The sequence below is a fragment of the Streptosporangium nanhuense genome (assembly GCF_059358815.1).
Window position 1 is genome coordinate 149204 of record NZ_JCADBG010000024.1, and the last position, 11259, is coordinate 160462.

At 69.5% G+C, this 11259-nt stretch carries 10 protein-coding genes and 1 rRNA gene; 4 read left to right on the plus strand and 7 right to left on the minus strand.

Going from position 1 to position 11259, the window contains the following annotated elements; all coding sequences use genetic code 11:
• Window positions 1-241: 241 nt before the first annotated feature.
• Both AC5L38_RS35640 and AC5L38_RS35645 read right to left on the minus strand, forming a co-directional pair.
• Window positions 242-1060: a TlyA family RNA methyltransferase gene (locus tag AC5L38_RS35640; protein WP_362698629.1), complete on the minus strand. Its 819-nt coding sequence runs from the start codon at window positions 1058-1060 to the stop codon at window positions 242-244.
• Window positions 1057-1338 (minus strand): hypothetical protein, encoded by a 282-nt coding sequence (locus AC5L38_RS35645; RefSeq protein ID WP_495247206.1) that lies wholly within the window; start codon window positions 1336-1338, stop codon window positions 1057-1059. Before AC5L38_RS35645 ends, AC5L38_RS35640 begins: the two co-directional genes overlap by 4 nt.
• Window positions 1339-1876: 538 nt before the next feature.
• Here AC5L38_RS35645 and AC5L38_RS35650 point away from each other — a divergent pair.
• Entirely contained in the window at window positions 1877-2224 is a 348-nt protein-coding gene (locus tag AC5L38_RS35650) for an SCP2 sterol-binding domain-containing protein (protein WP_495247207.1), read from the plus strand.
• A 256-nt stretch (window positions 2225-2480) separates the two neighbouring features.
• Here AC5L38_RS35650 and AC5L38_RS35655 read toward each other — a convergent pair whose 3' ends face one another.
• Complete coding sequence (locus tag AC5L38_RS35655) at window positions 2481-3500, minus strand: HAD-IIA family hydrolase (RefSeq protein WP_495247208.1); 1020 nt, start codon at window positions 3498-3500, stop codon at window positions 2481-2483.
• A gap of 144 nt (window positions 3501-3644) precedes the next feature.
• The gene (locus AC5L38_RS35660) at window positions 3645-4076 is read right to left on the minus strand and encodes a tetratricopeptide repeat protein (protein WP_495247209.1); all 432 of its coding nucleotides are present in this window, start codon (window positions 4074-4076) and stop codon (window positions 3645-3647) included.
• Window positions 4077-4187: 111 nt separating this feature from the next.
• On the opposite strand from AC5L38_RS35660, the gene AC5L38_RS35665 reads away from it, so the two are divergent.
• The gene (locus tag AC5L38_RS35665) at window positions 4188-5762 is read left to right on the plus strand and encodes a DUF1015 family protein (protein ID WP_495247210.1); all 1575 of its coding nucleotides are present in this window, start codon (window positions 4188-4190) and stop codon (window positions 5760-5762) included.
• Window positions 5763-5904: 142 nt separating this feature from the next.
• Here AC5L38_RS35665 and AC5L38_RS35670 read toward each other — a convergent pair whose 3' ends face one another.
• Window positions 5905-6678 (minus strand): single-stranded DNA-binding protein, encoded by a 774-nt coding sequence (locus AC5L38_RS35670; protein WP_495247211.1) that lies wholly within the window; start codon window positions 6676-6678, stop codon window positions 5905-5907.
• Window positions 6679-6741: 63 nt separating this feature from the next.
• On the opposite strand from AC5L38_RS35670, the gene AC5L38_RS35675 reads away from it, so the two are divergent.
• Window positions 6742-7680, plus strand: a complete 939-nt coding sequence (locus AC5L38_RS35675) for an MBL fold metallo-hydrolase (RefSeq protein ID WP_495247218.1) — start codon at window positions 6742-6744, stop codon at window positions 7678-7680.
• 96 nt (window positions 7681-7776) lie between these two features.
• Here AC5L38_RS35675 and AC5L38_RS35680 read toward each other — a convergent pair whose 3' ends face one another.
• Window positions 7777-8829: a hypothetical protein gene (locus AC5L38_RS35680; RefSeq protein ID WP_495247212.1), complete on the minus strand. Its 1053-nt coding sequence runs from the start codon at window positions 8827-8829 to the stop codon at window positions 7777-7779.
• 3 nt (window positions 8830-8832) lie between these two features.
• Here AC5L38_RS35680 and AC5L38_RS35685 point away from each other — a divergent pair, with 3 nt between their 5' ends.
• On the plus strand, window positions 8833-10956 hold the full coding sequence (locus AC5L38_RS35685) for a hypothetical protein (protein ID WP_495247213.1): 2124 nt from the start codon (window positions 8833-8835) through the stop codon (window positions 10954-10956).
• A gap of 166 nt (window positions 10957-11122) precedes the next feature.
• Here AC5L38_RS35685 and rrf read toward each other — a convergent pair.
• Window positions 11123-11239: ribosomal RNA gene (gene rrf / locus AC5L38_RS35690) — 5S ribosomal RNA — on the minus strand.
• Window positions 11240-11259: the final 20 nt, after the last annotated feature.

The window sequence follows — 11259 nt, forward strand, 5'->3', positions numbered from 1 at the left end:
CGAGACACCTGTGGAGCTGGTGCGGGACCTCAAGGAACCTCTCCTGGCGGGCGACCGGCGGTGGATCGGGAACTCTCACGGATGATCACGGGATTCTCCCCCGTCCGGGGACTCCAGGGATTCTGGGGCCTGAGGGGAGGATGCCAAGTCTCCACTCCCTGTGCCCCGGGGGTCCGGGGAACCGTGGGCGGGATTCGGGAGCGGGATTCGAAAGCGGGGGACCCCGGGCGTCGGGGAGCGCCTACCGGGGGCCCTCCGCCACCGCCCGCTCGATCTCCGCGTCAAGGTCGGGGACCGGCGGAGCGCCCTCTCCCTTGCCCAGCCAGATGACGTACTCGACGTTGCCCGAAGGGCCCGGCAGCGGGCTCGCGGTGACCCCTCGCACGCTCAGGCCGAGGGTTCGCGCGGCTTCGGCCACATCGCGTACGGCCCCGGCGCGAAGTTCCGGGTCGCGGACGACCCCGCCCGCGCCGACCCGCTCCCTGCCGACCTCGAACTGGGGTTTGACCAGCATCGCGAAGTCGGCCCGCCCGGCGGCGCACAGGGCCAGGGCCGGCAGCACCAGGCGCAGGGAGATGAAGGAGAGATCGCCGACGATCAGCGTGGGGGCCTCGCCGACCATGTCGGGTTTCAGGTCCCTGACGTTGACCCGTTCCATGACCGTGACCCTGTCGTCGGTCCGCAGCGACCACGCGAGCTGGCCGTACCCGACGTCGACGGCCAGCACGTGGGCCGCTCCGGCGCGCAGCAGCACGTCGGTGAAGCCCCCGGTCGAGGCGCCCGCGTCCAGGCAGCGGCGCCCTTCGACGGTGAGGCCGAGGGGGCCGAAGGCCTCCAGCGCGCCGAGAAGCTTGTGGGCGCCCCGCGAGACGTAGTCGGGCCCCTCCGCCGCCTCCGCGACCACGATCGCCGAGGCCGTGTCGACCTGGGTCGCGGGCTTGGCGGCGACCTGGCCGCCGACGCTGACCCGGCCGGCCTCGATGAGCTGGGCCGCCTGTTCCCGGGACCGCGCCAGTTTCCGGCGGACGAGCTCGCTGTCGAGGCGTGTCCGCCGGCTCACGGGCGCCGGTCCGGGGTGCCGTCCGCCGGGGCGGGCTCCCGCCCCGGGGCACCGTGCCCCGAGGTGACCACCTGCCCCGGTGGGGCACCGGCCGCGGCGGCCTCCGGCCCTGAGGCGCCGTTCACCGCGGCGAGCGCCTGCTCCAGCCCGGTGAACACCTCCTCGAAGACGTCCGCGTGCGCCGAGACGGGCAGGGCACCGAGACGGGCGAGCCCGCCCAGCGCGACGTCCACCCGCTCGTCACCCGTCCCGTCCGTCTTCTCCAGCAGGTCCGTCATGCGCCCCCTCCGGCACCGCTCCTGGCCGCCTCGGCCCTCGTGGCCGTCTCCGCGGCCCTTTACTCCGCACGAACCGTGCGAACCGTACAAACCACACGAACACGGTCGCCGCCGTACGAGCACGACGCTCACCGGCCTCGCGCCCGTGAATTCCCCGACCGTATCGGAACCCACGCCCCTCGTCGCCTCGGCGGCCTTCCTCCCCTTTTCCGGTCTCACCGCACTCGCACCCTCCGGAGACCCGAACGCCGACTCCTCCCGCACGGGGCGATCCGCTGCCGGCCCGCCCGGGACGGCCGGCAGGAAAGGGGTTCTCCAAAAATGGGTAAACCGTGAACTATCACGGGGTCCCTGCTCGTTGTCATCCCGTTAAGGTCGGCGACCGCCAACGCGTACCCGCGATGTTCCGGCGCCAGGGCAGGAGCCTCTTTCTCCGGCACACCCCCGCGCCGGATTGCATGCCGTACCCATGTGGAACGCTACCGTCCGTACCTGAAAGGGATCCGGATCGGCCAGGGAGAGAAGGGAGCGCCACGCGATGGCGACCGTCGACGAGTGCCGGGTGGCACTGCGCAAACTCGGCGAGCAGTTCGACGAGGTTGACCAGGAGAGCCGCGCCAAGCACGTGGTCGAGCGCAGCATCAGCTGCCACGTCAGGGACCTCGGCGTCACCTTCTACGGCCGCATCCACCACGGCGGCCTCGGCCCCTTCGAGGATCTGCCCGCGAACGACGGCAGGCAGGCCGAGGTGAAACTGACCATCGGCAGCGACGATCTCATCTCCCTGGTCAACGGGGAGCTCGACATGGGGCGGGCCGTTTTCAGCGGGCGGGTCAAGGTCGACGCCAGCTTCGGCGACCTCCTCCGCCTGCGCAAACTGCTCTGAGGATCCCGCCCCCGGGCGGGATCCCGCGGCAGGAGGGGCGCCGAGACCGACGACGCGGCATCACCTCGGATCCGGCTGAATTCGGGTGAATTCGCGCCGGTCCACGGAAGATCGAGATGACCCGCACGGGTCCGTACAAGATCTAGAAGATCCGCGCGGGCCCGCGCGAGTTCTCACGGAACCCGGTGATTCCGGTGGTCACGCGAGAGTCCGGTGGTTCACGCGAGAGGGAGCCGGGCGAGCCGGAGCGGCCGTCTCAGCCGGAGCGCGGGGTGCGCGGCGGGAGCACGGAATCGAGTGCCGCCTTCACGGCGTCCTCGTCCGCCCCGCCCTCACCCGCCGCCTCCCAGGTCGCGGCGGACGCGGCGCGGAGCCCGTCGAGCGGCTCGCCCCCGCCTTCGAGGGTGAGCGCGCCCTCCTCCCAGCGGGCCGTCCATCCCTCGCAGGTCCACCCGCTCCCGAGCCGTCGCACCTCGGGGTAGGGCCGGTGCAGGCCGGACAGATCAGCGGCGATGTAGGTGGGCCGGTGCCGCGGAACGGCGGTCAGCACGTCGAGCGGGTTCGCCACGCCGGTCAGGACCAGCAGGCTGTCCACCCCCGCGTTGTTCGCCCCCTCGATGTCGGTGTCGAGCCGGTCGCCGACCACCAGGGGCCGTAGCGATCCGGTACGGAGCATCGACTCCCGGTGCAAAGGCGTCTCGGGCTTTCCCGCGACGACCGGCTCCACCCCGGTCGCCGTGGCGATGACCCTGGTCATCGCGCCGTTGCCGGGAAGCTCGCCCCTGCCGGTCGGCATGGTCGAGTCGGCGTTGGCGGCGACGAAGAGCGCCCCCTGCCTCACCGCGAGTGTTCCCTCGGCCAGCAGGCCGTAGGAGAGATCGGGAGCGATGCCCTGGACGACCGCGGCCGGGGCGTCCAGGGCGGTGCTGACCGGACGCAGTCCGTGGGCGCGCAGCGCGGAGCGCAGACCCATCCCGCCGACCACCAGCACCGCCGAGCCCGGTTCGACCCGCTCGGCCACGAGCCGCGCGGCGGCCTGGGCGGAGGTCACGACATCCTCGGGGGCCGCCGGAGCGCCCAGCGCACGCAGGTGCTGGGCGATGGCGGCGGGGGTGCGTGAGGCGTTGTTGGTGACGTAGGCGAGGCGCACACCACTCTCCGCCGCCCGGCTGAGGGCCTCGGGAGCCGCCGGTACGGCGTCGCGCCCGAGATACACCACCCCGTCAAGGTCAAGGAGAAGAGTGTCATACGAGTCGATCAGCGTATTCGTGTCCACCGGCCCATTTCATCACCCGCGTTCCGTCACCCGCACGGGTCCGTGCGCGGGAGCGGCCTGGATCACATCCGGCGAGCCCGCCCGGATCACATCCCGCGGACACGGAATCACAGCGGCGTCCTCGCATGAGTCACATCCCGTGAATCACATCCTGCGGGCACGCAACGTGGCGCGAACGCTTTTCAACGCGGAAACGTAGTGCCGCAGGTCGGGCCGCATCGCGACGGCGATGGCCAGCGGTTCCTGAGCCGCCTCCATGTCCCCCGTACGCCAGAGGGCGAGCCCGAGCCCGAAATACGCATAGTCCTCAGCCGGATTGGCATCGATGATCAAGCGAAAGCTGTCGACGGCGTCGGCGTACTGCCGGGAGTTGAACTGTGCTCTGGCGAGGGCCTCCCGGATGCTCCGCGACTCCGGCTCCGCGTCGGCCGCCCGTTCCAGCAGCGCGGCCGCGGCCGCCGGACTTCCCTCGGCCAGCAGCCGCATCCCTCGTTGGAACCACTCGTAGACGTCCCCGACCGGAGCGCCCGTCTCGGGGCTGGGGGAATCAGACGGACCGCCACGTCCTTGGACCATTATGTGAGGCCTCCTTCATCGACAGACGACAGATCTGGCCGATTCCCTGACGGACCGGGCACCACCACAGACTCGAAGCGGCCCCCGGCCGTTTCAGGCCTTTATGGCAGCATGCCCTCTATGGCGAATCCTGAACTGCCGATACCCGACGGGCTGGTGCTACGCCCGTTCCGCGGCGTAAGGTTCACGGTCGACGATCTGGCCGGGGTCACCTCACCGCCTTACGACCTCATCGACGCGGCCGGCGTGCGAAAGCTGCTCGACACCCACTCCAACAATGTGGTGCGTTTGATCCTTCCCGGCACTGACCAGCAGAGATACGCCGAAGCGCGAGAGACGCTTCACCAATGGCTCTCCTCCGGGGTGCTGGCCGCCGACGAGACGCCCGCGGTCTACGTCTACGAGCAGTCGGGGCCCGGGGTCCTGCAGCGCGGAATCATCGGCGATGTGGGCCTGGCAGGCCCGGAACTGCACATCGTCCTGCCCCACGAGAACGTGATGCCCGGACCGGTCGCCGACCGGCTGGCGCTGATGAGCACCACGGAAGCCAACCTCGAACCCATCTTCCTGCTCTACGACGGCGCGGGCGGCGCCACCACCCGCCTCGTCGACCAGATCGCCGCGTCCCGTCCCCCGCTGGTGGAGGCGACGACCGAAGACGGGGTCAGGCACCGGTTGTGGGCCGTCACCGACACCGGGGAACTCGCCTCCATCGACACCGATCTCCGCCCCCGCCAGGCCCTCATCGCCGACGGGCACCATCGTTACGCCACCTACCTCGCGCTCCAGCGGCAACACCGTGCCGCCACCACCAGCGGTGCGACGACCACGTCCGAAACGGCCGACACGGCCGCGACGGCCGCGACGGCCGACGTGGCGGGGACGACCGCGGGACGGGTGGAGACCGAAGGGCGGGTGACAGTGGCAGAGCCCGCGCCCGCGACACCGGCGGGGCTCGTGAACGTCGTGGGACCTGTGGCACCGTCGGCACAGGAAGCCACCCCGACACCACCGGCACCCGTGAAACCCATGACCCCCGCGGGCTCGGTGGCGCCACCGAATCTCACGGAGCCCGAGCCGTGGGACTTCGGTCTTGCGCTCCTGGTGGACTCCAGCGCCTACCCGCCGGATCTGAAGGCCATCCACCGGGTCATTCCCGAACTGCCGCTTGAGGAGGCGCTGGCCAAGGCCAAGGGCTCGTGGCGGGTGCAGCAGCACGCTGACCTGCCCGAAGGCCTGGCCGCACTGGAAGAGACCAGTGGCCCGGCCTACCTGCTGTCCTCCGGAGGGCTCACCCACCTTCTCACCGACCCCGACCCCGTTCAGCTCGAACGCGCCATGCCGCCCGAGCACTCGGCCAGGTGGCGGGCGCTGAACACCTCCATCCTCGCCGAGTTCCTCCTGCCGAAGGTCTGGGGGATGCGGGACGACGAACAGTCGGTGCGCATCGTCCACCACGACCCGGAGGCCGCCGTACGGCTCGCACGGGCCTCCGGCGGCACCGCGGTGCTGTTGCGCCCGCTTGCCGTCGACGAGGTGCTCGCGGTCGCGGCTCAGGGGGAACGGGTGCCTCGCAAATCCACCTCCTTCGGCCCGAAGCCCAGGACCGGTCTGATTCTGCGCCTGCTCACCCCTGCGCGGACACCTCCCACGAACGATCGGCCCTTTGAGAGGCCCGACTCCTGAGGTTCCAAGGAGCCTGATTCCCGAAAGGAAACCGGGTCTCCGAAAGACTCCGGGATTCAGTCATCTCGAATGCGCGGAAAAGGCCCGGGATATCGGACGTACAAGAAAGACTCGTGAAAAAGGACACCGGCCACTCGCTCGATCAGGAAACCGCGTCCGCACGCGTCGCGAGGTGAGGCACCCGCGAGCGGCCTGGAACCGACGCCTTCACGGCTCGCGGAACCGGCACCGGCATGCCTTCCGGACCGAGGTCCGATCGGGCCGGGGCGGAATCCGATCCGGACAAGGTGGCACCCGGTCCGGCCGGAGCGAGGCCCGGCCCGGCCGAGGTGAGGTCAGGGGTGGGATCAGGCCTGACCGGGGCGAGCCGCGGCTCCGCATCCTGCCCAGGAATCTCCTGCCCGGCCGTCTCCTGCCCGCTACTCCCCTGCCCCGCGCGTACCTGCCCGCCAACCTCCTGCCCCGCGTGTACCTGCCCGCCAACCTCCTGCCCCGCGTGTAGAAGTGAGCGCACCGGCCGAGGGGGGGCGGGCACCGGAACTCCCTCCTCGCCGGTCAGAATCGTGGTGACCCTGCGCTCGAGGCGTCTCGCCGAACGCACCTCGACCTCGTACCCGGATGATTTGGCCCCCTCGCTTCCCCACCAGCGGCGGCGTAGCGAACCCGTCACCTCGACGACGTCATCCGGCAGCCAACCGGCCACGGCCTCGATCACCTCGAGCTCGAACGACGCGCACGGAATGGTGTCCACCCGGGCACCACGCCCGCGGTGCTGCCGCCGGACGATCAGGCGCCAGGTGCCGAGCCTGCTCCCGCTCGGCAACGACCTGATGTGGGCCTCCTCAGGTAGGCGGCCCACGAGAACGACCTCGTTACGATCCATGCGATCCCCCTCGATCTTGCTGGTCGAGGACAACTCTCTACGATGTGAGCTGCGCCGGAATGGCCGAATACCGTTCTGTGGATGCCGGTTCCAGTTATGAGGTGGCCTGTGGAGAACATCACCGCCCTCGGCGGGGACGTATATGAGATCGACACGAAAATGGCCGGATACTCCAGCATCACAGCCGGATACCTGATCCTCGGAGACCGTCCCTGCCTGGTGGAGACCGGAACCTCCACCTCCGCTCCCGTGGTGCGCGACGCCCTGACCTCGCTGGGCGTCGGCCCCAGGGACCTCGCCACGGTCGTCGTCACGCACATCCACCTCGATCACGCGGGCGGGGTCGGCGACATCGCCGGTTTCTACCCGGACGCGGAGATCGTGGTTCACGAGAAGGGGGCCCGGCACCTCGCCGATCCGTCCAGGCTGATGGCCAGCGCGCGAATGGTCTGGGGCGACAAGCTGGACACCCTGTTCGGCGAGCTCTCCCCCACGGAGGCTTCGCGGATCCGCGCCCTCGGTGATACCGACACGATCGACCTCGGCAACGGACGCACCCTGAACAGCCATTACTCGCCGGGGCACGCCAGACACCATGTGGGGCTCATCGACTCCGGCACCGGAGACCTCTACGTCGGCGACGCGGCCGGGGTCTACCTTCCGGAGACGGGCGACCTGCGCCCCGCCACGCCCCCGCCGGACTTCGACCTGCGGACCGCGCTGGACTCGATCGCCCTGTTCAAGGCGCTGGGGCCGCAGAGGCTGCTCTTCAGCCACTACGGACCGGTCGCGGACGTGGAGGAGATCCTGGGACGCTCCGCCGAGGAGCTTCGCGTCTGGGTCGATCTGACCCGTCAGGCCCGCACGGAGGGCATGGACCTGGATCACGCCGTCGCCATGGTCAGGGAACGAACCCGCGACCGTTACGCGGCCCTGAAAGCGGACGAGGCGACCGCCGAGCAGTTCGAAATGCTGAGCGGCGCCCCGTCCAACGTGGCCGGCATCCTGCACTGGCTGGACCGGGTCCAACCGTGAGGACTGTCCTGGAGGGCCCAGGAGCATCTCAGAGGTGCCTCGCGCGTTCCGGGTGCGGGGTTCCGCCACCCGGAACGCGGTAAAGGTCTCCGAGGACTACTTCTCGGACTTGCCCCGGTGGTCGCGGTCCGGCTTGTCCTCGGCCTTGTCCCGATCGTCGTCCGGGTCGTCGTCTCCGTCGGAGTCGGCATCGGGGGCGTCACTGAGGATGTCGCCGAAGTCAGGCTCGATGAAGGCCGGGCCGACGGCGCGCTCCACCTTCCGCTCGGCATCGACCGTCTCGTCCTTGGAGGGGGCGTTCTCGGATGAGACGTCCTTGGGAGAGCCCTCCTCATCGGAAGATCCGTTGTCCGGAGCATCACCTGCGACGAACCGGTTCGCGCCGAACTCCTCGTCAAAGAGATCGTCTTCGTCCTCGATCTCCGCGTCCAGATCCGCGACGTCGTCGATGTCGGCGTCATCGTCGAGATGGATGTCATCGGTGTCGACCCCGGCGTCGGCGCCGCCCTGAGGGCGGGCGTCATCGTCGGCGGCTTCGCCGTCCTCGATCTCCCCGTCCTCGTCGTCGTCCTCTTCGAGATCTTCGATGACAGCGCCCGTCAGCTCCGCGTAACGCTCGGCCGCGTCGGTCTCGCCGTCCTCGTCGAAGGCCATCGCCCGGCCGAACCACTCGGTGGCGGGCCCCTCGTGCCCTGCCACCGACAGCGCGTCGGCGTAGGCGAAGGCGAGGCGGGCCGACCAGGGCTGGGGACGGGTGTCACGCAGCTCGGGAAGGCGCTGGAGGGTGATGACCGCGGCGTCGTTCTGACCGAGATCCCTCCGGGCACCGGACTCCACGATGGCGAGTTCGATCTTTCCGACGCGGTCGAGCCGCTCGGCCTCCTTGGAGCGGACCAGGTCAAGGGCCCGCTCGGGACGGCCGAGGCCACGCTCGCAGTCCGCCATGATCGGCAGGAACGAGTCGGAACCCGTCATCCGGCGAGCCGCGCGCAGATCGCTGAGCGCCTCGGAGAAGTGACCGGCACGGTAGGCCGCGATGCCGACGGCCTCGCGAATCACCCCGATCCTGGCCGCGAAGCGACGAGCGACCTTCGTGTGCTCGTACGCCCGCTCCGCGTCGTCCTCTCCGAGAGCCCTCTCAGCCGCCACCAGGTGACGGGAGATCAGCTCCGCGAGGTCGAGCGGAAGGGAACGCAGTTCCTCGCGGATCTCCTTGTCGAGCTCCTCCGCGGTGATGTCCGGAGCGAGCTCCGGCAACTCCTCACGCTGGCCGCTGGGAGCCTCGTCACGGCCACCGGAGCGGTCATCCCGGCCATAGCGGGTGCGGGACCCCTCACCGTCGCGGTCACGGTTCCCGAAGGGACGCCCCCCACCGGGACGGTCGTCCCGGTTGAACGGCCTGCGCTCACCACGGTCGTCGCGGTTGAACGACGGACGATCCCCACCACGATCATCACGGCTGGAACCGGGACGATCACCCCGGTAGCCGCCACCGGGACGGTCATCGCGATTGAACGGCCTGCGCTCACCGTCCGGACGCGAGCCATAGCGGCTACGGGTCTGGTCGCGGTCACCGTAGGAACGACGCTCGCCGCCACGGTCATCGCGGTTGAACGACGGACGGTCCCCACCGCGATCGTCACGGTTGAAGGGAGGACGGCCGGAACCACGGTCATCGCGGTTGAACGGCGGACGATCCCCACCACGACTGTCACGGTTGAACGACGGACGATCACCCCGGTAGCCGCCACCGGGACGGTCATCACGGTTGAACGGCGGACGCCCCCCGCCCGGGCGGTCATCACGGTTGAACGGCCTGCGCTCACCACGGTCGTCGCGGTTGAACGACGGACGGTCCCCACCGCGATCATCGCGGTTGAAGGGAGGACGGCCGGAACCACGGTCATCGCGGTTGAACGGCGGACGCCCCCCGCCCGGGCGGTCGTCACGGTTGAACGGCCTGCGCTCGCCACCATCGGGACGCGAGCCATACTGACCGCGCGACTGATCACGGTCACCGTAGGAACGACGCTCGCCGCCACGGTCATCGCGGTTGAACGACGGACGGTCCCCACCGCGATCGTCACGGTTGAAGGGAGGACGGCCGGAACCACGGTCATCGCGGTTGAACGGCGGACGATCCCCACCACGACTGTCACGGCTGGAACCGGGACGATCACCCCGGTAGCCGCCACCGGGACGGTCATCACGATTGAACGGCCTGCGCTCACCACCATCGGGACGCGAGCCATACTGACCGCGCGACTGATCACGGTCACCGTACGAACGACGCTCGCCGCCACGGTCATCGCGGTTGAACGACGGACGGTCCCCACCGCGATCATCACGGTTGAAGGGAGGACGGCCGGAACCACGGTCATCGCGATTGAACGGCGGACGATCCCCACCACGACTGTCACGGCTGGAACCGGGACGATCACCCCGGTAGCCGCCACCGGGACGGTCATCACGATTGAACGGCGGACGCCCCCCACCCGGGCGGTCGTCACGGTTGAACGGCCTGCGCTCACCACGGTCGTCACGGTTGAACGGAGGACGGCCGGAACCACGGTCGTCGCGGTTGTAGGACGGCCGGTCGCCACGATCACGAGAGCCGTAGGAACCACCACGGGCCTGGTCACGGTCACCGTAAGAACGCTGGCCCTCTCCGCGCGGTCCCGAGGGCCTCTGCCCGCCACTCGGACGATCATCGCGGTTGAACGCGGGACGACCGGAGCCACGGTCGTCACGGTTGTAGGACGGCCGGTCGCCACGATCACGAGAGCCGTAAGAACCACTCGGGCGCCCCTCTCGGCGCTCACCGTATCGGGGACCGTCACCCGGACGTCCCCTGTCACCACCTGCGCGATCGCTACGGTGGCCTCCCTGACCACCAGATCCGCGGTTTTCGCCCTCTTCGCGTCGGCCGGCGCCCTCAGGCCCGTTGTCACTGTTCACTTCTGGTCCATTCGTTGGCTCACTCTGCGAGCGCGTCCCATCTCCTCGATCGGATGGGACGATTCGCTATGTGGGCGGTCTCCGGCCGCGGGGTGCGCCCCGTTCGCTATCGCTGCCCCGCCCTATCGTGGTCTGGCGCGACGAAGGCCACCCGCAGGTGGGGTGGCCCGGCCCCTCCAGCCTAGCAAGCCCCCGAAAGTCCACACGCCCTTCCAGCGGCTCCCGCAAATGATCACGGCCATGGCACCGCGTCTTCCAAGGGCAGTCCTTGAGAGAACTACGCAGCCCTCTGACCCGCCGGCCGCCGCGTTGCCATGAAACCGCAGGCAGGGCCGAAGAGCGCCCAGAGGCTCCTCCGTAACGCGAAAAAGGCCCCCACCCACGGCGGAAGCCCCCTGCTGAAAAGATCCAGACACCACAGAAAAGGCTCCGGAAAAGCATGAGGGCCCCCACCAAACCTGATGGGGGCCCTCATAAAAAGATTGTCCGGCGGTGACCTACTCTCCCACACCGTCCCCGGTGCAGTACCATCGGCGCTGAAGAGCTTAACTTCCGGGTTCGGAATGTAACCGGGTGTTTCCCCTTCGCCATAACCGCCGTAACCCTATGAAACACACAAAC